Origin of the sequence: Hahella sp. HN01 (assembly GCF_018986435.1) — a bacterium.
GTDB lineage: Bacteria > Pseudomonadota > Gammaproteobacteria > Pseudomonadales > Oleiphilaceae > Hahella.
Genome location: NZ_JAHMIN010000014.1, coordinates 1 through 26896 on the forward strand (window position 1 = coordinate 1; position 26896 = coordinate 26896).

At 51.1% G+C, this 26896-nt stretch carries 23 protein-coding genes; 10 read left to right on the top strand and 13 right to left on the bottom strand.

All coding sequences use genetic code 11. The annotated features are described in order from the left end of the window. Positions 1 to 234: 234 nt before the first annotated feature. From KP814_RS14710 to KP814_RS14755, 10 genes are all read right to left on the bottom strand, one after another. Entirely contained in the window at positions 235 to 1167 is a 933-nt protein-coding gene (locus KP814_RS14710) for a hypothetical protein (protein WP_216737477.1), read from the bottom strand. Positions 1168 to 1170: 3 nt separating this feature from the next. Next, positions 1171 to 2148 carry a DGQHR domain-containing protein gene (locus tag KP814_RS14715; protein WP_216737478.1) on the bottom strand — a complete coding sequence of 326 codons (978 nt, stop codon included), beginning with the start codon at positions 2146 to 2148 and terminating at the stop codon, positions 1171 to 1173. 49 nt (positions 2149 to 2197) lie between these two features. Then, positions 2198 to 3595: a DNA double-strand break repair nuclease NurA gene (locus KP814_RS14720; RefSeq protein ID WP_216737479.1), complete on the bottom strand. Its 1398-nt coding sequence runs from the start codon at positions 3593 to 3595 to the stop codon at positions 2198 to 2200. After that, positions 3595 to 5757, bottom strand: a complete 2163-nt coding sequence (locus KP814_RS14725) for a helicase HerA domain-containing protein (RefSeq protein WP_216737480.1) — start codon at positions 5755 to 5757, stop codon at positions 3595 to 3597. The genes KP814_RS14720 and KP814_RS14725 overlap by 1 nt, the downstream gene beginning before the upstream one ends. Positions 5758 to 5781: 24 nt before the next feature. Further along, positions 5782 to 6780, bottom strand: a complete 999-nt coding sequence (locus KP814_RS14730; protein ID WP_216737481.1) for a DNA adenine methylase — start codon at positions 6778 to 6780, stop codon at positions 5782 to 5784. Positions 6781 to 6836: 56 nt separating this feature from the next. Then, a complete protein-coding gene (locus tag KP814_RS14735; protein ID WP_216737482.1) occupies positions 6837 to 7076 on the bottom strand; it encodes a transcription factor in 240 nt (79 codons plus the stop codon). A 553-nt stretch (positions 7077 to 7629) separates the two neighbouring features. After that, positions 7630 to 7854 (bottom strand): hypothetical protein, encoded by a 225-nt coding sequence (locus KP814_RS14740; RefSeq protein ID WP_216737483.1) that lies wholly within the window; start codon positions 7852 to 7854, stop codon positions 7630 to 7632. Between the two features lie 184 nt (positions 7855 to 8038). Then, a complete protein-coding gene (locus tag KP814_RS14745) occupies positions 8039 to 8770 on the bottom strand; it encodes an ion transporter (RefSeq protein WP_216737484.1) in 732 nt (243 codons plus the stop codon). A 191-nt stretch (positions 8771 to 8961) separates the two neighbouring features. After that, complete coding sequence (locus tag KP814_RS14750) at positions 8962 to 9627, bottom strand: glutathione S-transferase family protein (RefSeq protein WP_216737485.1); 666 nt, start codon at positions 9625 to 9627, stop codon at positions 8962 to 8964. Positions 9628 to 9746: 119 nt separating this feature from the next. Continuing rightward, a complete protein-coding gene (locus KP814_RS14755) occupies positions 9747 to 9884 on the bottom strand; it encodes a hypothetical protein (RefSeq protein WP_216737486.1) in 138 nt (45 codons plus the stop codon). A gap of 64 nt (positions 9885 to 9948) precedes the next feature. On the opposite strand from KP814_RS14755, the gene KP814_RS14760 reads away from it, so the two are divergent. Beyond that, the gene (locus tag KP814_RS14760; protein WP_216737487.1) at positions 9949 to 10638 is read left to right on the top strand and encodes an AraC family transcriptional regulator; all 690 of its coding nucleotides are present in this window, start codon (positions 9949 to 9951) and stop codon (positions 10636 to 10638) included. A 20-nt stretch (positions 10639 to 10658) separates the two neighbouring features. Here the strand turns inward: KP814_RS14760 and KP814_RS14765 are convergent, their stop codons facing one another. Further along, a complete protein-coding gene (locus KP814_RS14765) occupies positions 10659 to 12095 on the bottom strand; it encodes a right-handed parallel beta-helix repeat-containing protein (protein ID WP_216737488.1) in 1437 nt (478 codons plus the stop codon). Between the two features lie 211 nt (positions 12096 to 12306). Here KP814_RS14765 and KP814_RS14770 point away from each other — a divergent pair, with 211 nt between their 5' ends. From KP814_RS14770 to KP814_RS14780, 3 genes are all read left to right on the top strand, one after another. Then, positions 12307 to 13581: a Xaa-Pro peptidase family protein gene (locus KP814_RS14770; protein WP_253938395.1), complete on the top strand. Its 1275-nt coding sequence runs from the start codon at positions 12307 to 12309 to the stop codon at positions 13579 to 13581. A 187-nt stretch (positions 13582 to 13768) separates the two neighbouring features. Next, positions 13769 to 15196: an aldehyde dehydrogenase family protein gene (locus tag KP814_RS14775; RefSeq protein WP_216737489.1), complete on the top strand. Its 1428-nt coding sequence runs from the start codon at positions 13769 to 13771 to the stop codon at positions 15194 to 15196. Positions 15197 to 15231: 35 nt separating this feature from the next. Next, positions 15232 to 16533, top strand: coding sequence for an amidohydrolase (locus KP814_RS14780; protein ID WP_216737490.1), 1302 nt, complete (start codon positions 15232 to 15234; stop codon positions 16531 to 16533). A gap of 26 nt (positions 16534 to 16559) precedes the next feature. Here the strand turns inward: KP814_RS14780 and KP814_RS14785 are convergent, their stop codons facing one another. Both KP814_RS14785 and KP814_RS14790 read right to left on the bottom strand, forming a co-directional pair. Next, positions 16560 to 18533 carry a choline BCCT transporter BetT gene (locus KP814_RS14785; RefSeq protein WP_216737491.1) on the bottom strand — a complete coding sequence of 658 codons (1974 nt, stop codon included), beginning with the start codon at positions 18531 to 18533 and terminating at the stop codon, positions 16560 to 16562. Between the two features lie 207 nt (positions 18534 to 18740). Then, positions 18741 to 19640, bottom strand: coding sequence for a LysR family transcriptional regulator (locus KP814_RS14790; protein ID WP_216737492.1), 900 nt, complete (start codon positions 19638 to 19640; stop codon positions 18741 to 18743). A gap of 133 nt (positions 19641 to 19773) precedes the next feature. On the opposite strand from KP814_RS14790, the gene KP814_RS14795 reads away from it, so the two are divergent. From KP814_RS14795 to KP814_RS14820, 6 genes are all read left to right on the top strand, one after another. Beyond that, on the top strand, positions 19774 to 20562 hold the full coding sequence (locus KP814_RS14795; RefSeq protein WP_216737493.1) for an SDR family oxidoreductase: 789 nt from the start codon (positions 19774 to 19776) through the stop codon (positions 20560 to 20562). Positions 20563 to 20660: 98 nt separating this feature from the next. Beyond that, a complete protein-coding gene (locus KP814_RS14800; protein WP_216737494.1) occupies positions 20661 to 20918 on the top strand; it encodes a hypothetical protein in 258 nt (85 codons plus the stop codon). Then, the gene (locus tag KP814_RS14805; protein ID WP_216737495.1) at positions 20911 to 21480 is read left to right on the top strand and encodes a DUF924 family protein; all 570 of its coding nucleotides are present in this window, start codon (positions 20911 to 20913) and stop codon (positions 21478 to 21480) included. The genes KP814_RS14800 and KP814_RS14805 overlap by 8 nt, the downstream gene beginning before the upstream one ends. Before the next feature lie 119 nt (positions 21481 to 21599). Further along, complete coding sequence (locus tag KP814_RS14810) at positions 21600 to 22070, top strand: hypothetical protein (RefSeq protein WP_216737496.1); 471 nt, start codon at positions 21600 to 21602, stop codon at positions 22068 to 22070. A 327-nt stretch (positions 22071 to 22397) separates the two neighbouring features. Next, positions 22398 to 25070, top strand: a complete 2673-nt coding sequence (locus tag KP814_RS14815) for a response regulator (protein ID WP_216737497.1) — start codon at positions 22398 to 22400, stop codon at positions 25068 to 25070. 162 nt (positions 25071 to 25232) lie between these two features. Next, entirely contained in the window at positions 25233 to 26858 is a 1626-nt protein-coding gene (locus KP814_RS14820) for a methyl-accepting chemotaxis protein (RefSeq protein WP_216737498.1), read from the top strand. The last annotated feature ends 38 nt before the right edge of the window (positions 26859 to 26896 follow it).

A 26896-nucleotide genomic window follows, 5' to 3' on the forward strand; every position in this document is an offset into this window, starting at 1 on the left:
GAATGCGAATGACTTCTAGTGTTTTATGATCAAGCTTTCTTCCATCATTTGAGGGCATAGCATCCACTCTCTTTATCTAAAGTCGGGTCCATGACATGCTTGAATATAGACTATTTCTGTGTTCGCCTACTTTGTTTCGGATTAGTAACTTCGCTTGAGTGAATGAAGAATATTACGATATTTCACAATCGCAAGCATGTATGAAAACTTGCATCGGGGTTTGCTGTCGTAAGATTATGCATACTCTAGAAACTTTTTATATTTATTTTTTAAACTCCGACAAATACTTTGCGGATAATTTTCTGCGGCATGATCGAAAGTTCTAACAGCTAATTCCATTATTATTTTATTGTTTTCCACTAGGCCTTCCCATGGCGTTAAAGATTCAAGAGAGCTGTTTAGTGGTGCCAAAATTGAATTCTTTAATGATCGAATACTATTTGCCGAACTTCGTTCAAATGGCCAAACACCTCCTTTAAATTGATAATTTATCTCTCCCCGTAGAATTGGCGGGTTGAAATGCCCAACTGATCTTTGAACAAAACGTTTATGTAAACTGAGAAGGAGAGCCTCAGATGCATACTCACTCATATCTTGTTCAGAATTTGCCATGAGTCTATCTATAAACTCAATCCACAGTTTCCATGCGTCAACATGAGACCCACCCGACCTTGCCTGAGGCTTTTTCATCGTAATGACCTGAGTGTCTGCATTGTATCTAATGACATATAAACCCCGTACAGGAGTTCCATTTATTCCAGAACTAGCTCCGTAGCAACATTGTTCAATCTTTGAAACTGAGCTGGCATCTAGATTACACAACCCAATTCCAGAGACGCGAATAAGATAGTGGATTGCGTAGTAAGCAGCATAGTAATGTTCAATCACTTGCCAAGCTGCGTTATTTTCTTGTTGTTGAAAAGATCTTTGCTTGCTAATTACTGACGCCAAAAAAAAGCGGTGTGCCTCGCCAGCTAGAAGGTTAAAAAACGGAGGCTCGGAAAGAATCTGCAATTCTACGGTGCAAGACTGACCAACATTATCAATCTTTCTAGTAATGAAATCCAAATCACTTAGACTCTCAAAAAGTCGGTCATGTGCCGAACGTCTTGCAGAAACAATACCGGACACTAGATTTGGCAGCACAAGTCTCGAAAGCTTTTGCACATCTCAAATCCTAACCGTTCTTTTAAGAAGCTTTCTGTCAAGAGCTTCGGTTGTCCTAGCATATGCTCGAGATGCTGAAATATCGTCAAATGAACCAGGTAGCGACCTAGACAAATACTTCTTATACTCACTTATCTTTTCGATATTCTCTGGATTGTAATCAAATATCATAGATATAACGGACTTTGAATGTGATACTAAAATTTTAAAAACTGTTGCTTTGGCGATTATTTTAGACAAATTCAGTCCGTTTTCTTTATATAAGTCACCAGCAGCATGGAAATATGCGTTCATGATTTGGTATAACTTATCTACATTCTCAATTTCAAACTCTTTGACTATTGCTTTCATTGAGTCGTAAAAGGTTACCTTAGATATTTTTCCTGGCTTCTTATCAATTCGACTAAGTTTATTCAATAAATAGCTATCTGCTTCATTTTCGAAATCAGAAAACAATTCATCAAGAAGCTTTTCACTTTCCGTCTCCCTGTCAGCCAGCCTCTTTATGTCCAGCAATAATTCCTTAGGAACCGGTTTTTGCAGCGTATTTATATCTATAAACAGCCTCGCCTCTTGAATAGGCGATAAATCATTATAAACAATTACTGGGATACGATATTTTACACCTTCATTTAGAAGCTTTTTAAAGCCATAAACTCGATGTTGTCCATCCAATATCAAAAATGCCGATGAATCAATTGTAAACGTTATACTTCTCTTTTTACTGCTATATGACATTTCGGCCTGCGGCTGTGCGGACAGAATTATACTTGACGGAATGGTTCCACCACTTCGTATATATTCAGCAATTGCATTTGCTCTATTTTCATCAAGCGTTCGCTGAAAGCCTTCTTCAGGATGCGATGCACGCGGATTAGTCGAGCAAGAGCTAGCAATAACTTCAATTTCCATTGTTCCTGAGTAAAAACGATGTTCACCCTGGGTTATTAGAGTTACTGATATAGTTTTAGTGGAAGACATCTCGATTAATTCTCAATATGAGTATAAATTGCAACATTCGCTCTAGGCATCATGAACTAAATGCCCCTCTCGATAACACATCCAGAACTTTTCCGCCTGGCTTTAAGCTTATTGAAGCATGCCTGTGAGCTAAAACTACAGGTATCATAGAGTTTTCGTAAAGCTCCGACTCTAGCGTCTGTATCACCGAGAGTGCCCTTCGTAGTTGAGCATAATTTTTCAAATTCACTTTTTCATCTCTAAATTTGTCAATCCTTTTACTAGCGAATGGGTATGAAAGGCATAAATTAAACTGCCTTCCTTTATTTGTCTTAACGAAAATATCTTGCCCATAATATGTCTCATCCCCAAAGTTTTTTTCGGAACCCAACTTCGTCGGCTCAATAAATTTATACCTGTATTCATCTGAAATAGGGAAAACGGTATTTCTTGGGACTAAATAATCTATTTGAGAAAAATGCTCGCAAACTCGACCAGTTTTTGTAACTCCCATGATGACAGGCTCATGCAGACCTCTTCTAAACAGATCTTTACGGATATCATCGAGTAAAAGCATTATGGCTCTGTGTAAATGTGCGCTTTGCCCAAATATTGCCAAAGGCCCATCCATCAAAATACACATTCTTGACAAATAGTCCGGATTCTCTTTCCATAGATAGTATAAATAGTGGGCATTGAGTAAATGCTCAATTGCGGTCATTAAACGATTATACGCCTCAATATTTGAACCGCTTTCTACAAAAGCTTCATGCGTTCGCAACACATCACAAGCATAAACCTTTTCCCCGCATAAACTGCACGAACCAACCCCACTATCTACACCAACAAAGATAGGATTTTTTGGTGTTTCTTCGCTGCAAACTTTGTTGACACAAGTTTTAAATGCAATGCATTCGACACTATCGACCAGGCTGACTCTTCCTAAATAACGGACAAGCTGAACTAAGGTGTTGTATAGTGTGCGCCCCCCAAGCTCTGTCTCGGGACTACGCAAATAATTTTGAACGGCACATCTATAACTTTCTTTCACTGAACCACAATTCGGATCTTGCACAAATGCTCCTGGTAGAGCCAAACTGATCGCTCCAGTTTCTTTTTGTAATTTCGCGACATGAATCGGGTCAATAAATCTTGTGGTCGACCTTTTAACGTTTTCATACTTGGCCATATCAAGAAGTACAGTACTTATTTTTAGATAGCCAATCATTCTACTTGGGTACCTACCGTCAACTGGTGACTCATAGCTCGACCCATCCATTGCAAGAATTAAGTCAGGCAACAAAATATCATAACCGTCTAACTGTTTTGCACTCCTGAAATGCGCGTTTAATTCCTCAATCGAAGGCTTCGGCACATCAATACAAGAATTTAAGAAATTCTTTACGTCAGGATTGGACAAAATTTCCGAATGCCCATGTTTACTTGCTACCTCCCCCTTGTATGGCATCAAAATTCCTCTATTTCATTTGGGCGCGGCGCTGGCTTGAAATCAGGACGGGCAGCAATAGAATTATATTCTTGCTTTAATATTTTTGGTTCGAACTTTAAAATTTGAGAGGGCACAACAAAGGGAGAACTTAAGGTCTTTATTCTTGCAAACCCAACGTCTTGTGATTTTTTAAGGGATTGGGAAAAGTCAGAAAAATCATAGTATTTACTCAATGCTCGCAACTCATCATCATTATTTAAATGAGTGACGAAAAAATTCTCTGTATTTGCCAAAATATTAGGATGGACAGAAGATGGCTCTTGTGTTGCATATACCAGCGATATTTTTGCCTTAGCACCTTCTTTAGCGATTCTAGGCCAAGTCGTATTAAAGTCTGCATTCTTCCCAATTAGATTATGGGCCTCTTCCACATATATTACGACACAAGGTGGCTGCCTTTCATTTGATGTAAATCGTTTAAAGGACTCATCCAACACATATCTTGCTATCTGCAATGACATATTTTCACGTACACTTTGAGTTCCGACTGAGAGATCGACAATAACAATGCGACCATTCTCCAAGTGTGAATATATGTCTCTTGAGATATTTTCACTTCCTTTACTGCTATGGAAGGCCAAGCCACATGAATTAATAACTCTTGTTGATCGAATTGGCCTGTCGTTATCATTTTTACCCGCCATTAGATTCAGTAAGCTTCGATCATGCGGATCTAACCATGATTTACCTTTAGTGCTGCTTTCTAGTCCGGGGGATCGAGAGTTTGATTCTCGTATATTCCTGTCTGCATCACGAACTGCTTTGAAGAAGTCAACAGCTTGCTGTAAAGATAAGCCTAGCTTAGGATCACCAAGCTTTTGTTTAACATAACTCACTCTATCTCCGCGATTTTTTCTTGGTGCCCCTTCCTCCTCAGCATGTTCTGCAAAAACTTCAGAAAAAATCTGGTCTAGCACTTGTTCCCCGACACTAAATTTAACCACATCGTCTGATTTGGTATGCGGAAAATTGGATTCCTTTAGTAAGGCCTTATATATTGCAACAGTTTTTCTCCATCTATTCATTTTTTGTGGATCATCAGGCTCCTCTAATGACAAACTTAAAAATCCCTGAAGATCTTGCCCGACACTTGAGCCAACACTGTCCGAAAGTGCGTTCTGCAGAAGGTTGAGACCATTTTCTAGAGATTTATAGAAGTTGTCTCTTAAGTCATAGAACCCTTTTGCATCAAGCCCTCTATAGCGAACAACGTTGTTTTCAAACACCTCGGAGATCGAGGATCCGTCATCCTGTCCATTTGCATTAGCATATTCGCCATTCATATCAAATATTAATTGACCTACTAATACTTGCGCCCTAGCCGCAGCGAGCGCAACAGCAGATACAGTTGTTTTTATAGTGTTAGACTTCCCAGTTCTAGTCATGCCTAATACGGCCGTACGTCTTGCCAAAAAGTCTGTAGGTTGCACTGTTACTACTACTTCCGATGTACCATTAGATTTCTGGAGCCGATTTGTCGATGTATATCGGACAGTTCCTATACTGAAGGGCTCTGGCATAGCGCCAAATCCGAGAGCTTTAGAATCTTCTTCCGTTTTTCGCTGTCTAATTGGATCAATGTAATTAACTATTTTAGACAGGGCACCTGGCGTTGGCTTATATACACGTAAATGTGCGACCGACTGAAAGTCTTCTATATCTGCGCCGAGCAAAAGCTGGCCAGAGTCATCTAAAAAAAATGAACCGAGACAGTTGCACTTAAGACCACCAAATTGCAAAAGCGAGTGGGTAATAGGTTCAATTCCATCACGCTCATCCGCCCTAGTAATTTCTTCTTTTCCTTGCAGGTGTTCAATAATGGTTACAAGATTCGAGTCGTCTTGTGGAAGTTTCACAGGCTCTTGAACCCTAAGCAGTAGCACTACTTTGTCCACATCGAGAGCATTTCCAAAATCTTCCGGATCAAAAGATGCCGCCAGTAGAAAGCTGTTCTGGGGGATCCCACCTACACGCTCTTTAAAAAAATCGTTAGTCAAAATATCAACTGAGTCATATTGCATTCGAACTATGTAGCCGACATGGGTTTCTTGTGGTGAATCAATCAATGACGACAACTTATTTTTCTGGCCGACTGACTTAGAAAGAAATTCCATTCCCATTTTATTCTGCCCCTACGTGCCAATCTAAATATAATTAATGACTTTACTTTCAGTCATTTTTTCAGTTCGCGCAGAAAATCCATGCAAGGGAATTATCTTTCCCATCGCAGGAATACCGGGAACCCGATTTATTCTCAATTTCTCTATTATATTTGAAACAATAATTTCGCTTTTTCTAAGTCGTTCAAAGCTATCTATTCTCGCGTTATAAGACAAATTAACCCGAGAGAAACCTTTGTGATTACTATAAAAGCTCCTTGCAGCTTTAACATCATCGTAAGACAATAGCCACTGCCCAGGAATGGAGTCATGTATAAGAATATTTTTTAGCTCAACGTGGTCAATCTCAGAAAACGATACTCTGTATAAATAATTCGCTTTTTCAAAGAAGGGGGGGTCTAAATACCAAAATAGTTTCTCAGCATACCCCTTAGATATATTCATGCGCTTAACATCTGAAATTGTTTTTTTGTAGCTTTGACATCTCACAAACCTAACCCTATTCCTTAAGCGCGATAACTCAAGAATTCTTATAGCCAATGACTCTTGATTGAACCTACAATCTAGTTTATATGAACCTGATTGAGCGATACCCCCAATCGGCCCGGCATTTTCATGTAAAATACCACTGAAATTCGTTCTATTCATAAATAAGCATTTAAATGCAATGCCTATATCGTCACCAGGAACCTCTTCCTTTAATGCCTTCCATGTTCGTAACGATACATTGCAGGTGGCTACTAAATCAGCTAACGCCTCAGCTTCGGGGGAGAAAACCACTTTCCAGAAAGTAGCTACTAGTTGATCTCGATCAGATAGTGCAATTTCTTGTGCCAGATTTGACTCTAGAAATGATATAGAGGTACTTGCTCCCCCTGCAAAAGGCTCTACAAGCAATTGAATAGGTTCTCCGTGGCGTGCAAAAATATCCGCTATCAATGGGGCTAGCTTTCTTTTTCCCCCTGGATACCTGAGTGGACTTAAATTTACCTTCTTTGATATTTTTAAGATTGTATTATTCATGTTATTCCAATGAAGGCCGCATATATTTGTGTAACCAGTATGTTTTTACACTAAGGTCAGATCAAAGAAGTATCGAGGCTGGCCTTTTTCAATCTGGTTACCAAATTCCTCATTTTGCTGAATTCTGCTCCAAAACTTTGACGCAGCCCCACTCCCTCACAAAACTCCTTCGCTGTTATGTGCTGCAAATCATCAGCATATTTAATCATTTGCAAATGCAACTCGACCGTATACTGGTTTCGAGGAGCAGAATCAATTGAGCGCCTAATCGAGTCAAATATCTCTTGCTCAGTCACAATACAAACCTCAACTCATCGCAATTTATATAAATTAGATAATTTATATAAATTGCGCAAGCCTTTTCTTACATATCTAGTGAACCAAGGGAAAATGCTGGTGGGGGGGGGTAGCAATCCCACATCGACATCCGTTGTCTGAAATTACATATTCTGGCTCAAATCTCGGCGTATACATTCTGTCAAGACGGCACTCAACTTTCTTTTATATTCAACCATTTACCACCAAAATTCTCCAGTAACAACAGGCGATCACTGCTTGATCAATTAAGCTGAAACAAGATGCTAAGATAGCCAAAATGCCTCCTCAGCCACTAACCGCTCAAAACACAAGTATTGACTGCTTATGCTTAACCGCCCTGACAAGTTATGCTTTATCCCACAGCGGCATGCGAGAAAGCCTTTTTAAATAAGGGCTAATTCCAGCCTGTTACTATCCATGCGTCAACGCAATCAGTTTAGCGTTGTCGCCACAAAGCCCCTTCCCCATCTATTGCCGTGAGCCTGTTCAGGCGTCGACCTGCCAGTACTCTACGCTTACACAGATTCACAGTCATCTGGATTGTTTTAGCTGTCCAAGCAAGCTTACTAATGCAAATGCTAAATTTTTAATCTGTGATGATTGGGTATCATAAACCACTTCAATACCACTCGGTTTATGGATCACCTTAACGTCTGAGTCAATAGATCCATCTTCACTGCGCCGCGTTAGAATCTCAATTTCGCCATCTCTCAATTGCTCTTTTAATACCACTACAACATCTTGCTCAAATGACATACATTTACTCCTATTTTTCTGAACTAGCGTCTGATGCATACGTTGGCGTGAAGGCAGCTAAGCGAAGGAGGATCTAAGGCGCATAAAAGGGAGTAAGTGTCTCCTTTTTTGACACTATCAAGTATTAATAAACCGATTTCGGCCAAGAGAGGACATTAAGAGTTTACTTCGCCCCCATGATCTATCAGTCTCTATTCTCCATTTCCCTCGCTTTCCCCAATGCTGAAGCAATGATTCCGGCTGGTATCGCTACGATGCCTAAGCCGATTATCAGGACAAAAAATGTAAATATCTTTCCGCCAGCTGTGAGCGGATAAATGTCACCATATCCCACTGTGGTTAGTGTAGCGACAGCCCACCACAAACTATGAAATATGGACTGAAAGGCTTCGGGTTGAACAGGGTTTTCAAAGTAATAAATCCCAACTCCAGCTAGATATATTAGGATTAGTGTGAGCGAAGAAAACAGTATCAACTCTTCTTTTGCTATTAAGAATGCATAGTGAAATCTTTTAGCGGCCTGGCTGTATCTCGCCAACTTTAGAATTCGGACAAGACGTAATAGCCTGAAGGCTCTTATCACTCTCAAGTCGAGCCCCATAGTTACATAAAAAGGGGCTATAGCCAGAAAATCGATAATTCCAAAGAAAGAGAAAATGTACTTTCTGGTTGGCTGAGTTACCCAAGCCCGAAGAACATATTCAAAGGTGAACAAAGCTACCGAGAAAGCCTCAATTATTCCAAGCCATTCCTTAGTGCTCGTAGAATTGTTCGGGAGTGTTTCTATCGAGAAACAGATCAGTGAAACTATGATCAATGCTTGAACAGCATAATCAAACAGCCGGCCTGTAAGAGTTTTGTCCCCAAGGACAATAGGCTCTAGTCTGGCTCTAGTAGCACGGACAGCGTTACGCATAGGGTCCAATAGTTTTAGGCATTCCCGTTTCCTTATGCTGGGCGTCAGCTTCAATTTTTTAAGACATTTAAAAGATATGTGTGTTGTAAGGCCAGATAGGCATAAGGCAGGCCCCCATTGCAGCGCGAGTATAATGTATGTCGACCAAACCATACATTGCCTGCCTCACTAATACCGAGGTCATTTAGCTCCTAAAACACAGTTACTGACGATTCAGCGCCCAGAACAGGAATCAAGCCAGGCTCTGCTTTTTGCATAGCTCGCTGGTATGCTGGCCGTGCGCCGATGCGTTGCAGGTAGGCCAGGATGTTCGGGCATTGTGAGAGATTGTAGGGTTTAAACAGTCTCATCGTGGTGAGTGAGAAGATGATCATGATATCTGCGGCGCTCAGTGTGTCTCCGGCAAGATAGTCTGATTCGCCCAGTTTCTTTTCCATCATGGATAGCATCAGTTGGATGCGTTCTTTGGCCATCGTCAGAGGGGCGTTGTTGTCCGAGGCGTCGACGCGCTCCAGTGAAAGCATTCTTAGTAGCAACGGCTGAAATGTCCCATTGGCGAAGTGAAGCCAGTACAGGTAGTCGGTGTAGCCGGGTGCTTCTGGCTTGATCGTCATGCGGCCACAGCCGTACACCGCAACCAAATATTCTATGATGGAGCCAGACTCGCCGAGCACGAGGTCGCCGTCAGTAATGACCGGCGCAGCGCCTAGAGGATGCAGTTTTTTATATTCCGGCGGAGCCATTTTGTTGTCCGTCCGGCGCTTATAGCATTTGAGTTCGTAGTCGATTCCAAGTTCTTCGCAAAGCCAGACGATTCTCTCCGACTGAGAGCGCCCCAAGTGATGAACGGTCAGCATAATGATTCTTTCGTTTCCCTTTCTGTCTGTTGAGATAAACCTAATCCAATGATACATAAGTGTATTTGCGCGTCCTGCGCCGAGACGCTCATAAGCTGTGCTGATGCGATCAATGCGTCTTAACGCTTGGGCGCAGATTTATAAAGACTCACCCTGAAACGACGAATGAACTCAGAGACTTCAATCAAACGGGCAGTTATCTCCAGAGAAGGCGTTGGAACCACCGCGTCTATACTGACGCGCAATGATTTGTTCATAGGCAAATTCGTCACCGATTACCCAACGCTGATCTTGGTTAGACGCGGGAAAAAGGCTTTGCTCATGGGTGAGCGACGAGTCGTTCTGCTTCCCGGCGACGCTGTCGCCATCGGGGCGGGCGCGGCCTGCGATGTCGAAAATGAAACCGATGACGGTCAGTTTGAGGCTGACTGGATAGTTTGCCCTCGGGCGCTCATTCGCAAAGTGGAACCCGATTTTCCAGGACGCAGAGCCGTACAAGGCATCGTTTCCATGCAAGGGCTGGGAACAGAGTTCAACCTCGCCTTCGAACGGGGCCTTCAAGCCATCAGGGAGCCGAAGGCAATCCCGCAGCTGGTCGCAGAGCATCGTGTCTGCGAACTTTTACTCTGGCTGGCGAACACGGGATATGTCTTCAGGTCTGATGAGCGAGCGGACCTTCAACGAAAAGTGCGTCTGCTCATCGGCGCGGAGCCGGACAGGAAGTGGAGCTCGCAAGATATTGCCGGATCGTTGGCTATGAGCGAGGCGACGTTTCGACGCAAGCTCGCCAAAGAGGGGCAAACATTCAGTGAGATTCTTGTGGATGTCAGGATGTCCTTAGCCTTGGCTTTGCTACAGTCAACAGACGCAGCTATCGCCAGTGTCGCCTATCAGGTTGGATATGAGTCGGCTTCGCGTTTCTCGGTGAGATTCAAGCAGCGCTTCGGCTTTTCACCCACGGCTATCCGGGGTGCGGCGGGACAACGGCCAGACAGGGAAGTCATTAAGTAGCTCCCCTGTCTCAAGCCTGATCACCAATCGGGTCCAATCTGCTCAGTATTTTTGATGTAAGCGCCGATATTTCCGTCTGGATGCAAAGCAGGTGACTCTGGTTTGAGTCGATAGTCATGGCCGCCTGCATTCTGGAATTTCGGGTCACTAGTGGTTGCGCTGTTGATATCCGGCGTTCCATTGGGAACGTTCAGAGAAAACTTATCAAAGGTCGCTCCCGCCACTTGCCATTCCGCCAGCGAAGCATAGTTGATCGTTTCCGAGCTGTAGCGTCCCAACGTGGCGGTGAAGTCCTCCGAATACAGGTTGTAATCGACGGTTTTCAGACCCGGGGGAAACTTCTGGTCGTTGGTGAAAACATCTTCCTGATAAGTCGTAGTGATGTTGGCTCCGCCGAACAGAATGTTGTGGTGAAACTCAAACTCAGTGAAGCCGCGAACATTCAGATTGGCGCCGATAACCGTATTGTTATACACCTTCAGCCCTTTATTCTGGGTGTTGGAGCCAAACGTCCAGTCGTAAATGAAGGTCTCGACGCCATACACCACATTCTGCCTGATTTCCGTATTCACATGGGCCCCGGGGGCGGGAACGCTGGTATTAGTGTTGAAATAAAACGCCTTGGAAACGTCATGAATCAGATTGTTTCTGAATACGCCGCCTTTACGTCCTTCGTAGTCCGGGGCTTTATGAAACACACCTGAGTGAGCGTCATAAAACTCATTGTTATTGATGGTGGTTTCATACATGCGGTAACTCAGCACCCCGGCGGCGTTACCGTTGTCCACGCCATCGACGCGTATATGGTGAATGCGGTTATTGGCGATGACGCCATAGCCGACCGTATCCATCCGCACGCCAGCCACATTCGTTCCTGCGCCGCCGTCGATGTGATGAATATAATTATTCGCAATGGAGAGATAGAGATTATCCCGGCCGCTGCCGCTCATCACCCAGACGCCTGCGCCGCGACACTCACGCATCTCAAAGCCTTTGATGACGACATGCTGACGGCCATAAAGGGTAAAACAAGGTGCTTCATAATCCATGTCCACGGCAGGCTTCGCGTCGTCCTTTGGGTAACCGACGAATACGATAGGTTTCCCTTCTTCGCCATCGTTTAGCACTCGCACGCCCCAGAGTTTATCGCTGCCGGCTATCGGCCCCGGTTCTTTGTACTCACCAGAGCGTACATAAACCACCTCTCCCGCAACCGCTGTGGAAGCCGCTTTTTGCAGCGTTTTCCAGGGGCCTGTTCCGCCCTCCGATGTTAAGTGGCCATCGTTAGCGTCATCGCCATCTGGACTGACATACAGCGCTCCAGCAACGATCTCCAACTCGTTGTCGCCAGTATCGCTCCCACCATTCGAGGCGTCGCCAGTCGCGTCGCTTCCTCCGCCGCAGCCGCTCAATGTGAGGCATGCCAGGGCCGTTATGCATAGCGTTTTATTCTTCATCAGACTTTCCCATTCGTACTCCATTAGAGGGCCAGTCTACTGAATCCCCTATCCCCTTCGAATAGTAGATAGGATCTAGGCTGATCGTCCGGTAAGTCTCGGTCCTTAAATTGAATTCTCACCCATTGGCTTCTACAGTGGGGGTAAGAGGTATGCCGGAGGAAAGGCTAAGCAGGCGCGAACCTGAGTCATAGATTTGGGAGGAGGAGCTATGATGGATAACGTCAGTGGTCGCTATTTTAAGGACGCCGAGTACCAGCGTCGCCGAACGCAGGTGAGAGCCGGGATGTCGACGCGGGGGTTGGACGCCTGCCTGATCGCCAGTCCTGAAAATATTTACTACCTCACCGGCCTGGACCATCAGGGTTACTTCGCCAGCCAACTACTGATTTTACCTTCCAGCGGCCAGCCAATTCTCATCACTCGCGCGATGGAAAAAGCCACCGTGCGGGATCAGGCGCCGGATGTTCTTCATATCGGTTACAGCGACGGCAGCGAGCCGCCGCCTGGCGAGGACGATGTCGCCATCTCTGAAGACACCTGGTCGATGACCATGGGCGCGCCGACCCGCGACGCCACTCGCAAACGTCCGAGCCTCACGCCTACCGCCGCTGCGCGTGAAACAGTGAAAGCCTTGCATGACGCCGGGTTAGGCAAAGGCATAATCGGCATCGACATGAACAGCACCTTTCTCCCCTACTCCGTCGCCGAAGGGATCATGAATGGCGTTCCAGACGCGGAGTGGCGCCAATTGGACAACCTGGTGGACGACGTTCGCATCGTTCAATCCCCTGCGGAATTAGAACTCACGCGGGAAGCCGCCGCCATCTCCGACTCCATGATGCTCTCCGCCATCGCCACGGCCGGCCCTGGAGTAAACGCCCGGGAAATCATGGCCGCTATTTACGACGCTATGTTCCGACGCGGCGGCACCTACCCCGGTTTCGTGCCTTTGGTGCGATCCACCCGCACCCTCGCTCACGAACACGGCACCTGGGAGGACATGGCGCTGGAACGGGGCGACCTGTTGTTTCTGGAAATGGCGGGCTGCGTGCGTCGTTATCATGCGCCTATCGGCCGTTTTGTGTTTGTTGGCGAAGCGCCCTCGGAAGCGCAGCGGGTCAATACGATATGCAAGGAAGCCATGCTGGCCGCCGCCGACGCCATCAAACCCGGCGTAAGGGCGGGCGATGTGTACGAGACCTGGCAGGCGGTGCTGGACCGCAATAATCTGGCCCACTATTCCCGTCATCATTGCGGTTACTCCATCGGTATCGGCTATCCTCCCAGCTGGTCCGGTAGTGGCGTTCCCGTGGGACTGCGCCGCAATTCTGATTTGCAGTTACGCGAAGGCATGACGTTTCACTTGATGAGCTGGCTGCTCAATTCCGGCATTGGCGACGCCTTCTTATCCGATACAGTGGAAGTCACCGCCAATGGCTGCGAGTTTTTAACCACCGTGAACCGGGAAGTGCTGTATCGTTAGCCTGGTAACACAAAGCCCTGTAGCGTACGCCAACATAGACGCCGCGCCCGGCGTCTCATAAAAGATCTTTTTCTACCATTCCAAACACGTCAGGAGCTTAGCGCACTCTCATTTTAAAAATCACCCACACAGCTATCCACCGCGTCATCGAAGACCGCGGTCGACCCACACAGCAGGAGGCCTCACTATGAGTCAAATCGACGTCTACAATCCTTTCACCCGCGAGCTGGAATTCTCCCAGCCCTCTCAGACATTCGAGTCCGTCAACTTGCGAATCAATGACGCCCAGGACGCCTCCTATTACTGGCGCAGATTGAAGCCCGAAGAGCGCGCCGAGCATGTCATGAAAGCATTGGATTATTTCCGCCATCATCGCCCGGATATCGCGCAGGGCGTCACCCGGGAGGTAGGCAAACCTCTGAAAGCGGCTGGAGAAGAGCTGGATTTCATGCTTGAACGTGCGGAGTATCTGTGTCGCTTCGCCAAAGACGGCGCCCTGCGCCCAAGTCGTCACCCCGAGTATGACGACCCCAGTTTTGAGGGGCGCATCGAATGCCGCGCCAAGGGCGTCGTCTATATCATTACCCCTTGGAACTATCCCCTGTTCTGCGCCATCAATGGCACGATCTGCGCGTTGTTGAGCGGCAGCGCCGTCGTGCTCAAGCACACCACGACACCCTCCGTCGGCGCGCATTTCGAAAACGCCTTCGGGGTTATGGCCGACATCGAAAATCTGCTCACCAATGTGACCGTGGACTTCGATGTCTCCGCGCGCATCATTGAAGAAGCCGACATCAATCATGTGGTGTTCACCGGTTCAGTGAAAGGCGGCCGAGCCATTCAGCAAAGTGTGGCCAAGCGCACCTTCAACGCCGTAGCGGACCCGTTTATCGCCAGTTCCCTGGAGTTGGGCGGCAGCGACGCCGCCTATATCGCCGAAGACGCTGACCTTGAGGACGCCGCGTTCTGGGCGGTGAGGATCGGGCGACTGCACAATTCGGGACAGTCCTGCTGCGCCGTTAAACGCATTTATGCCCACGCCAGCATCTACGACGCCTTTCTGGATAAAGCGCAGGCCGTCATGGAAGAACAGAAAAACGGCGACCCCATGGAAGAGTCAACCACCCTGGGCCCTCTGCATGGCGGCAAGTCAGTGGTGAACAATTTGCTGTCGATGACGCAGGAGGCGCAGCGGGACGGCGCCCGCCTGCTGTGCGGCGGAACTACGGAGCGTATCGGCGTGGTCGACTTCCTAAGACCCACCTTGCTGGCCGATGTAAAACCCGGCATGCGCGTCTTGCAGGAAGAAACCTTTGGCCCGGTTTTACCGGTGATGTCTGTCCGCAATGATGATGAAGCCATTGAACAAGCGCTGAATAGCGCCTATGGTCTGACCTCTTCTATCTTCACGGCGTCCCGACAGCGCGCCGAGCAGTATATCGCCGCCATGGAATCCGGCACGGTTTTCGTCAATCGCTGTAATTTCGTGGACGCGCGACTGGGCTGGATTGGTCAGCGCAGTTCCGGCAACGGTTCTCTGGCGCTGGCGCCGGAAGGATTGCAGGCGTTTAGCGCGCGTAAATCCGTTAACCTGGACCCCAGTAAGTTGCGCTGACGCCACCGACTTTATCTATCGCTAATGAGGACCCTATGAGCGGCTTTCCCGATTTTCCCGATGCGGCGCAGCAGTCAACGTTAAGCGCAATACGACAAAGTTTTCATCGCGAACCCGAGCTGTCCTGGACCGAGTTTCGCACCAGCGCCCGGCTGTGCGCAGAACTGTCTGAACTTGGCTTCGACGTGCTTTACGGCAAAGCGCTCTATGGCGAACGCAAGCCACCCAACCCACCCGAAGCGGAGGTCACTCGGCAGGCTTACGCCCGTGCGGAGGCCGCTCTGGGCAGGAACGATCCGCACCTCGCCGCCATGGCGGGCAATCTTACCGGGCTTTGCGCGACACTGGACAGTGGACGCCCTGGTCCGGTGTGGGGATTCCGTTTTGATATCGACGCCCTGCCCATTCAGGAAAGCCGCGAACCCTCGCATCCTCCCGCCGCGAAGGGGTTCGCCTCGGACAACCCCGGCGTCATGCACGCCTGTGGCCACGACGGACACCTCACCATCGGACTGGGACTCGCACAGCGCCTTGCCGCCACGCGAGAACAATGGTGCGGACGCGTGCATCTGTTTTTCCAGCCCGCGGAGGAAGTCGGCGGAGGCGGAGTCGTCTTTGCAGACCTGCCGCAGTTGCATGAAGTCGAACGCTTCATGACCCTGCACCTGGGCATCGTCGACGCCTACCAGATCATCTGCGACGCCACCTGGATTTGCGCCAAAATCTATGACGTCCGGTTTCGGGGACGCGCCAGCCACGCCGGCAACGCGCCGCAGGATGGACGCAACGCCTTGCTGGCCGCCTGTCAGGCGGTGCAGGGGTTGTACGCCCTGCCCCGGCATAGCGGAGGTTTATCACGCATCAACGTCGGTCGCTTCCATTCCGCCAACGCCCACAATGTCATCGCTGACGATGTGTGTTTTCGATATGAAGTGCGCGGCGCCAACAACGATGTTGCCGATTATATGGCGCAGCAGGCGGAGCAAGTCCTAGCTGGCGCTGCGATGATGAATGGCGTGGAGTATGAGAAAACCATCTTCGCCGAATTCTCGGGCTGGCCTAACAGTCCTGAACTGGCGGCGAAAGCGGAGACAATCGCCCGCGATTTGGGACTGCCGGAGGAATTGCTGCAGCGGCCTTATCTGGTTCCGGCCAGCGAAGACGCAGGCTATATGGTGCGGCAAGTGCGGGATCAGGGGGGACTGGCCACCCACCTGATATTGGGATGTCCAGTCGGAGACGGCCACCACAGCTGCGCTTTCGATTTTGACGAACGCTTATTGCCCTGGGGCGTGGAGATGTTCTATCGCATGGTGGCCGACGGCGAAGTGAAGTAACCTCGCCGTCGACGCAGAGGCGGCGATTAGCGCAGCAGATGCAGGAAGTGCATGTGCTTGTGGTACTGGTCGATGATGTCGTTAATCACCGCGACTTTGCTCCAGCCCATCACATCATAGTCCTGCCCGCCTTCGCGCAAATGCACTTCGGCGCGGTAGTAGCGCTCCTCTTCCGGGGCGTCCTCGATGGATTCCTCCGGGTGGATGAAGTTCGGCTTCACATGAGAACGACTACGCACCTCGTAAACGAAGTCCACCTCATTGCCCAACATCACCGTCAGTCGCACCCGATGACGTTCTCGGTCCTCTTCCACATGCGCATCCAGCTCATGTTCCCGCAACTCTTTGCAAACCGACTCACAGGCGGGCTTGGCGATAGTTCCCAGAAAACGGCTGACGTTATCTTTGTCCGGATAGTCGACAATGTTGGATAAGCGATCGCGCCAGTTTTCGTCATGCACCATAGGCGCAGCCGGCTGCACATTGAGCTGTAGACTGTCCCGTTTAAATGCATCGATGCGCAGGGCTTTAATCAAGCCATAGGTGGCGATCAGCAAAACGACGGCGAATGGCAGCGCACTGGCGATAGTCATGGTCTGTAGCGCCCCAAGACCGCCTGCGGCCAGCAATACGGCGGCGACAATGCCTTCGCCGCCAGCCCAGTAAACCCGCTGCCACATGGGGGTGTCGTCACGGCCGTTGGAACAGAGCATGTCCACCACCATGGAGCCGGAGTCAGAAGAGGTCACGAAAAACACGATCACCATCACCGTCGCCAGCAGCGACAGCACGCCGGAGAACGGGAATTGCTCGAGGAAGGCGAACAAGGCAATGGTGACGTCGCTGGAGACTGTGTCTCCCAACGAAGTCAGGCCATCATTCAGAATCATGTTAATAGCGGTGTTGCCGAAAAAGGTCATCCACATCAGGGTAAAGCCAGTAGGCACGAACAACACGCCCATGGCGAATTCGCGAATCGTCCGCCCTCGCGACACCCGCGCAATGAACAGCCCCACGAAAGGCGCCCAGGACATCCACCAGCCCCAGTACAGAATGGTCCAACCGCCTATCCAATCCGTTTTCTCATAGGCGAACAAATTAAAGGTGTTGCGCACGATATCCGATGCATATGAGCCCAGGTTCTGTACGAACGCCTGCAACAGGAACACCGTCGGACCCGCCAGTAACACAAAGACCAGCAGAAGCACCGCCAGCGCCATGTTCAATTCGGACAGGCGGCGGATACCTTTATCAAGTCCAGTGGTGACGGAAAGTATCGCCAAAAACGTCACAAAGACGATCAAGATAACCTGGGTCGTCAGTCCCACAGGAATATCAAAGAGGTGATTCAAGCCGGAGTTCACCTGCAATACGCCATAGCCTAAAGAGGTGGCGACGCCGAACAGGGTGCCGATGACGGCGAAAATATCCACCGCATGACCGATAGGGCCGTATATCTTCTCGCCTATCAACGGATACAGCGCGGAACGCAGCGTCAGCGGCAAACCGTGTCGATAACTGAAAAACGCCAGGATCAGCGCCACGATGGCGTAGATCGCCCAGGCGTGCAGGCCCCAGTGGAAAAATGTGATTTTCATGGCCTCGCGGGCCGCCTGTACGGTACCGCCATCGCCAACCGGCGGCGACAGAAAGTGCATCACCGGCTCCGCCACGCCAAAGAACATCAGGCCGATGCCCATACCGGCGGAGAACAACATGGCGAACCAGGTGATGTAGGAATAATCCGGCGTGGAATGATCCGGGCCCAGTTTGATCTCGCCATAACGAGACAACCCAAGAAAGCAGACAGTGATCAAAATGATCGCCACTGTCAGCACGTAAAACCAACTGGCGTTGGCGACAATGGCCGCCTGCAGCTCAGTGAACAACTCGCTGGCTTTCTTGGGAAAGAGCGCCGCAAAGGCCACCAACAATACAATCAGTCCAGAGGAGGTAAAAAAGACAGGGGGATTTAAACGCGCTTTCGGGCTCCCATTCATAATGTGTCCTTAAGTCGTCGTGCATTTGATTCGATAAGGTCGCAGGATGCGCATCCGGCGTGCCTTAGAGTTACCTAGCAATCGCAGTGCGTCAGAGTATTCCCAACGACTCCCGCGATCATGTAGACAGGTTGATCAACAACCAATTACGCGTGCCTAAACAGGCGCTTTAGCCTGCCTAGTATACCTCATCGGGCGCGCCGATGCTCAGACGCAGACCACCTTGACCAGTTCGCCCACCCATTCGATGAAAACGCGCACCCGGCGAGACAGTTGTCGCCGATGGGGATACATCGCATAAATCTGCATGGCTTCCGCTTTGGCGTCCGGCAGCACTTCCACCAGTTCCCCGGACTTCAGCAGATGCCTCACGTCATACGCCGGCGCCTGTAACAGCCCCATTCCCGCCAGGGCGCAGGCCACGTAGGTCTCCGCGTTGTTCACCGTCACCCAGCTGCGCATCTCCACATAATGCAGCTCCCCATCCTGCACATATTCCCAGGGCTCAGCACGCCCTGTATTAGGTGACGCGAATCTGACCGCCCGATGCGCCCTCAAATCGTCCGGGGTCTGCGGCGCGCCGTAACGCGCTATATAGGCAGGGCTGGCGCAGTTTACGAATTCCATTTTTCCAAACGGTTTGGCCACCAGACTGGCGGAGCCGGGATCGCCCACTCGCACCACGCAGTCGACGCCTTCCTGAATCAGGTCGATAGTGCGATCCGTCGCTCCCAGCTCCAGCTCAATATCCGGATAGCGCTCAAAGAAGTCCGGCAACGCCGGCGCAATCACCCGGGAACCAAAACGACTGGGAACATCCACTTTCAGTTTCCCGCTCACCTTCGCCCCGGGCTCGCGGAACATGCTTTCAATCTCTTCGATCTCCGTCAGTAAATGACGGCAGCGCTCCAACAGAGCGGCCCCATCATGCGTCAGGCTGACGCGACGAGTGGTGCGATGCAGCAGACGCGCGCCCAAGCTGGCCTCCAGCTTCTGCACTACGGAAGAAACGGTGGAGCGAGGCAACTCGCACAAGTCCGCCGCCCGGGTAAAGCTGCCGGTTTCCGCCACCCGGGCGAACACCTGCAATGCGTCGATCCTATCCATATCCACCCCGCCATTATTCGCAATTCATGGATAGATTATGCAACGGCGCGGCCATTATGCGAAACATCCGCACAGATAGAATGCAATCAGGTCAGGCGTTCGTCTGATCCATTCATCAACAGAGGAGCATGACATGAGTACGCAATCCCTTACCTCGCACACTCTCAAAGATAAAGTCGTCCTCATCGGCGGCGGCGCCAAAAACCTGGGCGGCCTGTTGTCTCGCCACTTTGCCGAAGCTGGCGCCAGCGCTGTCGTTATTCATTACAACAGCGACGCCACCCTCCAGGCGGCTGAAGAAACGCTTGCGGCGGTTAAAGCCGCCGGCGCTCAGGCGCTGATGATTCAGGGAGATCTGACACAGGTATCTGAAGTCGCCCGCCTGTTCGACGCCGCCGTCGATGCCTTTGGCCGCATCGACGTAGCGGTGAACACCACTGGCATGGTCATCAAAAAGCCGTTACCGGAAATCAGCGAGTCTGACTATGACAAAATCTTAGCCATCAACTCCAAAGCTGCATTTTTCTTCATGCAGGAAGCAGGCAAAAAGCTCAGTGACGGCGGCAAGTTATGCACGATCATCACGTCTCTGCTGGGAGCATTCACAGGCTACTACTCTATTTACGCCGGCAGTAAGGCGCCCGTAGAACACTTCACCCGGGCAGCGGCCAAAGAGCTGGGCGAACGCGGCATTTCCGTCACAGCCGTAGCGCCGGGTCCCATGGAAACACCGTTCTTCTATGGCCAGGAAACGCAAGAGTCCGCTCACTACAACCAGACGGCGGCCGCCTTGAGCCCCTTCACCCGCACCGGACTGACCGATCCTCAGGATATCGTCACTCTGGTGCGCTATCTGGTGACGGAAGGCTGGTGGATTACCGGACAAACCATTCTGGCTAATGGCGGCTACACCACTAAGTAGCCCAGCTTTTTGCAGATCCCGGCGGCGGCGCGATTTCGCAACCGGGACTGAAGCCGTCCTGATTACGTTTTTAATCAACAAATAGCGGAGCCATAACCATGCACACACTCCTTGTGATCTTCGGGGGATTCGTCCTGCTAGCGATCTGTCTGATGCTTGGGCGCTATTTCAGCGCGCTGGCGTTGGCGGCGTTGATCTTCATTCCTGTCTGGGCAGTCGCGGCCGGCGTCAATATGTGGATTGGCGTTTCTCGCGCCGGCTATTCGGTTATGGAAGAAGCCCCTATATTCCTGCTCATCTTCGCCATCCCCTCTGCTGTCGCCCTGTTTTGTTGGTGGAGACTTTCCCGTGACTAGTCTTAATGCGCCGCCAACACATTCCGCGCAGGCAATCGCCGACGTTATCGCGTTTTGGTCAAACGCCGGTCCGCAACGCTGGTTCGCGAAAGACCCCGCTTTTGACGACGTCTTTCGCGACCGATTTCTTGCGTTGCATATGCGCGCCGCCAAAAGAGAACTGGACCATTGGGCGCAATCGCCGGATGGCGCGCTGGCGTTGTTGATCCTGTTGGACCAGTTCCCACGTAACGCCTTTCGCGGCAGCGCGCACATGTATGCCACCGATGCACTGGCGCTGGCGTTCGCGAAGGCGGCGCTGGCGCAGGGCTTCGATAAACGGGTCGATCCAGCGTTGCGATTGTTCCTCTATCTTCCTTTCGCGCACTCCGAACAAGAGGAAGATCAGCATCTGTCAGTGCGTCTGAATGCGCGATTGGGGGCTGACTATAGCGCGCACGCCCGCGGTCACCGCAGCATCATCCAGCGCTTCGGCCGCTTCCCTCATCGCAACGCCATGCTGGGACGCATCACCACCCAAACTGAGCAATATTTTCTGGACGCCGGCGGATTCGCCGGCTGACAGCCCCCCACGCAAGTTGCAAACAGTTACCGACCGCTAAGAAAGAACAACTGAAATTGACGGAAGCATTAATTAGCATCACGGGTTATCACTACAACACTGCAGAGGGTCGGTACACAATGCGTCTTTCCCCCGCCAAGCTGTTGCTCATCATTCAGTGCTCAACCGTTTTTCTATCCGCTTCGATCATGATCGAAGGCAGCCGCGTCGTGCACAGCGACTTGGTGAAAGGCGGACTGATGATCGCCATCTGCCCCCTGCTGCTGATGTTCCTGGGCCATCGTCTGGGACGCGAGTGGGTGTTTGAATCATTGCGCGCACTAGACGACGAACTCAGCCCGCAAGAGTGTGAGCGTAACGCCGCGGCTTCATTGTTGCGCCTGAGCACCATCTGCGTCAGTCGCACCCTGCTCAAGCTGGTGGGCATCCTGCTGGCGGTGATCGTCACTCCCGCCCTGTTGTTACCGGAAATCCTGCAAACGCCGGACCTGTGGCAACAAGCCCTTACTGGCGCAATCGCAGTCATTCTGCTGTTGACCGCCGCCCAAGTTACTCACAACAGCCTGGCTTCGCGCCTCTCCATGAAGTAGGCGCATCGCCGCTGCGTAACCGCTGCCACGATTAGCAACGAAGGCGCCGCGGAGAGTCCGTACTTTCCGCAGTGCCAGATGGACAATATCCATAGGCCCTCCGGTCGACTAGACTAACCAGCACAGTCGTGTATGGAAATGCTGTAGCGAATAAAGCGTCAGGCTTATCCGCCCGTTGGGGCGTTAGAGGTTTGCTGCTGATCGCCAGCGCCGATGGGGGCCGAGCGCAGGACAGCCTTTGCTATACTTAGGGCTGTCAGCATTTCGGCGTCGCCACTGCTGCGCCTGAACCGGCGTGGCGAAAAACAACAACCGCGCGTGTGAGTAGTGAAAAGGAAAGCCGAGTTACCGTCCGCACAGAAATCGACCCAGGTGCGCAATGGTTATGTGTTGCGCGTTATCGCCTGCATGATCGTTTTGTGCCTGCACATCGCCATATTCAAATTTTCCGGCCATCCACTGATGTGGGGGCTGATCGTCCTGCACACGCTGATTTACCCTCACCTGGCGTATTTCTTCTCTGAATCCAAGCAGCATGAGCTGGATAACATACTCGTCGACTCCTTCGCCTATGGCGCCTGTGTTGCGCTGTGGGGATTCAATCCCCTGATCACGCTGGCTTTTATCTGCGGCGCCTGGATGACCAATCTGGCCGCCGACGGCGCTATATTCTTCTTTAAAGGCATTGTCGCCAATATCACCGGCGCCCTGCTGACAGGCTTGATCACTGATTTTTATTTCCGTCCCAGCCTGGAGCTGACGCCGACCCTTATCGCCTCCGGCGGCCTGTTCGGCTACACCATGAGCCTGGGCATGCTGCTGCATCGCATTAACCTCAAGCTGAATCAAACCAAGCTGCGCCTGCTGGAGCAGAAAGAGTCGCTGATCGACATCAGCTCACTGGCTCACGCGGTCAACACCCACCTCGAACTGGACCTGATCATGGGCCGGGTCATGCAGGCTCTACGCCGTATCCAGCCGTTCGAGCAGGTTTACATCACGCTGTTCGAAGACAATATGGAGCGTCTGGTGCTGGTGAAAAGCTATGGCGACGCGCTGACGGCGCAAGAGGTCAAGCAGTCGGAGGGGTTCACGTTTTTCCTCCCCGAAGATGAGAACAGCATCTTTGTCCGCCCCTTGGTGAAAGACGAGCCGCTGTTCATTCCCCGGGTGCCTCCCCCTGACGCCACAACCTCAAAAGTGGACAAACGTCTCTACGACTTTCGCGCGCCTATTTCCATCGCCTATTTTCCCCTGCATGTAGATAACAAAGTCATTGGCGGCTTCGGCTTCGTCAATTACGTCCAACCCCTGGATCTGGACGCCGCCGCCGTTGAATCCATCGCCGAGTATCTGGTGCAGGTCGGCACTGCAGTACGCAACGCCCAGCTTTTCGAACAGGCCCGGCAAGCCAAAGAACAGGCGCTTAACGCCCAACGCGCGGCGGAGGTGTCGGAAGCCGCCAAAAGTCGCTTTCTCGCCAATATGAGTCATGAAATACGCACACCCATGACGGCGATTCTCGGCTACTCGGAATCGCTGCGGGAAAGCAATCTGAGTCACGAGGAGCGCAACCAGTTTATCGACATTATCGTGCGCAGCGGTCGTCATTTGCTCACCATCATCAACGACATTCTCGACTTGTCGAAAATCGAGGCGGAAAAGATCGAAATCGAGCATATGCAGATCTCGTTGCCTAACCTGATTGAAGATCTGCGCTCCCACATCGGCATGCGCGCGCACGAAAAAGGCCTGACCCTGGACATCACGCCGAAATTGCCGCTGCCCGCGCATTTCGAGTCGGACCCCACACGTCTCAAACAGATCCTGTTCAATCTGGGCGCCAACGCCACCAAGTTCACTCACAAGGGGAGCATTCACTTCGGCGTCAGTTATGAGAAAGACGCCAACCTGCTGCGCTTCACTGTCACTGACACGGGCATCGGCCTGGGACCAGGCGAGCTGAAGAAGATCTTCGAACCCTTCGTGCAGGCGGACAGTTCCACCACTCGCCAATACGGCGGCACCGGACTGGGACTCTATATTTCCCGGCAATTAGCCCACATGCTCGGCGGCGAACTGACAGTGGATAGCTCCCAAGGCGAAGGCAGTCGCTTCAGCGTCACCATCAACGCCGGCGACCTGAGCCAGACGCCATGGATAAACAGCCTGGAAGAGTTCGAGAAAGCACGTCAGCGGCTGGAACTGAACGGCGCCGCCTGGAGCGCTCCCCGTCTGCGCGGCAAAGTGCTGCTGGCGGAAGACAACCTCGACAACCAGACGCTGTTTCATCGCTTCCTGGTGGAAGCCGGCCTCAGCGTGACTTTGGCGAGCAACGGCAAACAAGCAGTGGAAGCGGCGTCCGCGTCTCGCTTCGACCTGATTCTTTTGGATATCCAGATGCCAGAAATGGGCGGGGATGAAGCCATCCAGCATTTACGGGAATTAAGCCAGACGCCGCCAGTGATTGCGCTGACCGCGAATGTGATGCGCCATCAGTTAGATGAATACCGGCAGTTGGGCTTTATCGACTTCATCGCCAAACCGGTCGACCGCCTGCATTTCTATCAAAAGCTGCGGCTTTACCTGCCAACAGTGCCGGAAGATCTCACCGGACGCATCCTTGTGGCGGAAGACAACGACGTCAACCGCTTACTGTTCAAACGTCAGATTGAGCGCATCGGCCCCGCCCTGACCGTAGTGACCGTCGAGAATGGTCAGGAAGCGCTGGAGGCGGCGCTGGCGGAAAGTTTCGACCTGATCCTGATGGACATCCAAATGCCGGTCATGGATGGTCTGGAGGCGTTACGCGCCTTGCGCGCCCAGGGATACACGCAACCGGTTTACATCATTTCCGGCAACACCGAGCCCGCCGATATCGCCACTTACATGGAATCCGGCGCGCAAGGTTATCTCGGCAAACCTCTGGACCGGAATCAACTCGATCAGTTGCTGCAGGAGCTGCTCGGACACTGCACAGTCACCGCTCCCCAAACCTGAGACCAGCTCAAAAAACACTCGCTCTCCCGCCAACGTTCAGCGTTCTGTCATATAACTGCAACAAACGTGCRAAATCCCGCCATAAATAGCAAAAATCCTCTTATATGCTATTACTTTATAGATACATACCAATCTTCGTTCCGATCCGTTCCGGAGTCAATCATGCAATGGTTATCCAGAAGTTTGTTTAATCAACTGTTAGCTGTCGTCGTGTTAAGTGGACTGCTGACGCTGGCCGCAGGCATTTTCAGCGCCGTCTCCAACGAGCGCCGCATCAGTGAGCTGGAAATGTCCCTGGCCAGAAATGGAGATCTTCTGCAGGAAGCGAATGAGTCCGTCGCGTTGTTTAAAATTCAAGTGCAGGAATGGAAGAACGTACTGCTGCGCGGAGGAAAACCGGACAACCTGAAAAAATACTGGGATCGCTTCGTAGAGATGGAAGCCAAGGTGCAGGAAAAGGTCACCGCCATCCGCCCGCTGCTGCCGGAAGAGTCCATGAAGTCGACGCTGGACCAATTTATCAATCGCCATAAGATTATGGGACAGGCCTATCGCGAGGGTTTGGCGGAGTTCAAACAGGCGAACTTCGATCCGCAGGCTGGCGACAATGCGGTCTCCGGCATCGACAGAGAGCCCACCAAACTATTGCAGGATCTGGCGGACAGTCTCAAGGCGCACGTCACCGAGTCTTACACCCGCGCCCACCACGAATTCAGCAACAGCTTCACTTTCTGGAGCATCGTTCTCGCCGCCGTCACCCTGGCGTCGGCCATCATTGTGCTATCGCTGATCAATGTGCGTATCGTGCGTCCTACCCGCAACATCATTGATAAGATCAGCAAGCTCAGCCACGGCGAGATGGGGCATGACTTCTCCTCTGACCGCCAGGACGAGCTGGGGCGCCTGTCGAACTCCGCCGCCGAACTGCAGAAGTTTCTTGACGATTTCGCTACCGCCATGGACAAAACAGCGGTAGACCTTGGCGAAAACATCACGATCATTACCCGCGCCGCTGACGACATCGTTAACTGTTCGCAGGACTCCAATGGCCGCACTATTCATGTCGCCACCGCCATGCAGGAGATGACCGCCGCCTCTCAGCAGGTCGCCCAGAACGCCAGCAACGCAGCGGAAGTGGCCCATGAGACCGATATCGCAGCCAAAGACGGCATGGAGGCGATGAAGCGCGCCAACGACGCCATCAAGCGCCTGTCACAGCAGGTGTCGAGCAGCTCGGATACCGTGAAGAAGCTGGCGGAGGACACCAAAAATGTGGGCACCGTGTTAAATGTGATTCGCGGCATCGCCGAACAAACCAACCTGCTCGCATTGAACGCCGCCATTGAAGCGGCCCGGGCGGGCGAACAGGGGCGCGGCTTCGCGGTAGTGGCGGATGAAGTACGCTCCCTGGCGCAGAAAACCCAGAACTCCACCGCGGAAATCGAGTCCATCATCGACAGCGTGCAAAACGGCGCCAAAAACACAGTGTCTGTGATGGAGGCCAGTAATCGCATCACTGACGAATGCAGCGGCTATTTCGCCAGCGCGTCAGAAAAGCTCTCTTCCATCAGCGAAGCCATCGCCAAAGTGAACGCCTTGAATACAGAAGTGGCTACCGCGTCCGACGAGCAATTGTCGGTATCTGAGGATATCGCCAAGAATCTGGAGGAAGTGTCAGAGTTGACTGACGAATCCGCACGTAATGCGACGTCCGCCAAAGATAAAATCGGTCGCCTGAGCCATCTCGCCGATCGCGCGTCAGAACTTTCTTCTCGTCTGCGCCGCTAGTCCGATCTATCTTGAATTGAATGCATAAACCAGGGAAG

Excerpts from the sequence above, each read along its gene's own strand:
- KP814_RS14715 (WP_216737478.1), bottom strand. The coding sequence starts at position 2,148 with ATGTCTTCCACTAAAACTATATCAGTAACTCTAATAACCCAGGGTGAA.
- KP814_RS14720 (WP_216737479.1), bottom strand. The coding sequence starts at position 3,595 with ATGCCATACAAGGGGGAGGTAGCAAGTAAACATGGGCATTCGGAAATT.
- KP814_RS14725 (WP_216737480.1), bottom strand. The coding sequence starts at position 5,757 with ATGGGAATGGAATTTCTTTCTAAGTCAGTCGGCCAGAAAAATAAGTTG.
- KP814_RS14730 (WP_216737481.1), bottom strand. The coding sequence starts at position 6,780 with ATGAATAATACAATCTTAAAAATATCAAAGAAGGTAAATTTAAGTCCA.
- KP814_RS14740 (WP_216737483.1), bottom strand. The coding sequence starts at position 7,854 with ATGTCATTTGAGCAAGATGTTGTAGTGGTATTAAAAGAGCAATTGAGA.
- KP814_RS14745 (WP_216737484.1), bottom strand. The coding sequence starts at position 8,770 with ATGCGTAACGCTGTCCGTGCTACTAGAGCCAGACTAGAGCCTATTGTC.
- KP814_RS14750 (WP_216737485.1), bottom strand. The coding sequence starts at position 9,627 with ATGCTGACCGTTCATCACTTGGGGCGCTCTCAGTCGGAGAGAATCGTC.
- KP814_RS14755 (WP_216737486.1), bottom strand. The coding sequence starts at position 9,884 with ATGAACAAATCATTGCGCGTCAGTATAGACGCGGTGGTTCCAACGCCT.
- KP814_RS14760 (WP_216737487.1), top strand. The coding sequence starts at position 9,949 with ATGGGTGAGCGACGAGTCGTTCTGCTTCCCGGCGACGCTGTCGCCATC.
- KP814_RS14765 (WP_216737488.1), bottom strand. The coding sequence starts at position 12,095 with ATGAAGAATAAAACGCTATGCATAACGGCCCTGGCATGCCTCACATTG.
- KP814_RS14770 (WP_253938395.1), top strand. The coding sequence starts at position 12,307 with ATGATGGATAACGTCAGTGGTCGCTATTTTAAGGACGCCGAGTACCAG.
- KP814_RS14775 (WP_216737489.1), top strand. The coding sequence starts at position 13,769 with ATGAGTCAAATCGACGTCTACAATCCTTTCACCCGCGAGCTGGAATTC.
- KP814_RS14780 (WP_216737490.1), top strand. The coding sequence starts at position 15,232 with ATGAGCGGCTTTCCCGATTTTCCCGATGCGGCGCAGCAGTCAACGTTA.
- KP814_RS14785 (WP_216737491.1), bottom strand. The coding sequence starts at position 18,533 with ATGAATGGGAGCCCGAAAGCGCGTTTAAATCCCCCTGTCTTTTTTACC.
- KP814_RS14790 (WP_216737492.1), bottom strand. The coding sequence starts at position 19,640 with ATGGATAGGATCGACGCATTGCAGGTGTTCGCCCGGGTGGCGGAAACC.
- KP814_RS14795 (WP_216737493.1), top strand. The coding sequence starts at position 19,774 with ATGAGTACGCAATCCCTTACCTCGCACACTCTCAAAGATAAAGTCGTC.
- KP814_RS14800 (WP_216737494.1), top strand. The coding sequence starts at position 20,661 with ATGCACACACTCCTTGTGATCTTCGGGGGATTCGTCCTGCTAGCGATC.
- KP814_RS14810 (WP_216737496.1), top strand. The coding sequence starts at position 21,600 with ATGCGTCTTTCCCCCGCCAAGCTGTTGCTCATCATTCAGTGCTCAACC.
- KP814_RS14820 (WP_216737498.1), top strand. The coding sequence starts at position 25,233 with ATGCAATGGTTATCCAGAAGTTTGTTTAATCAACTGTTAGCTGTCGTC.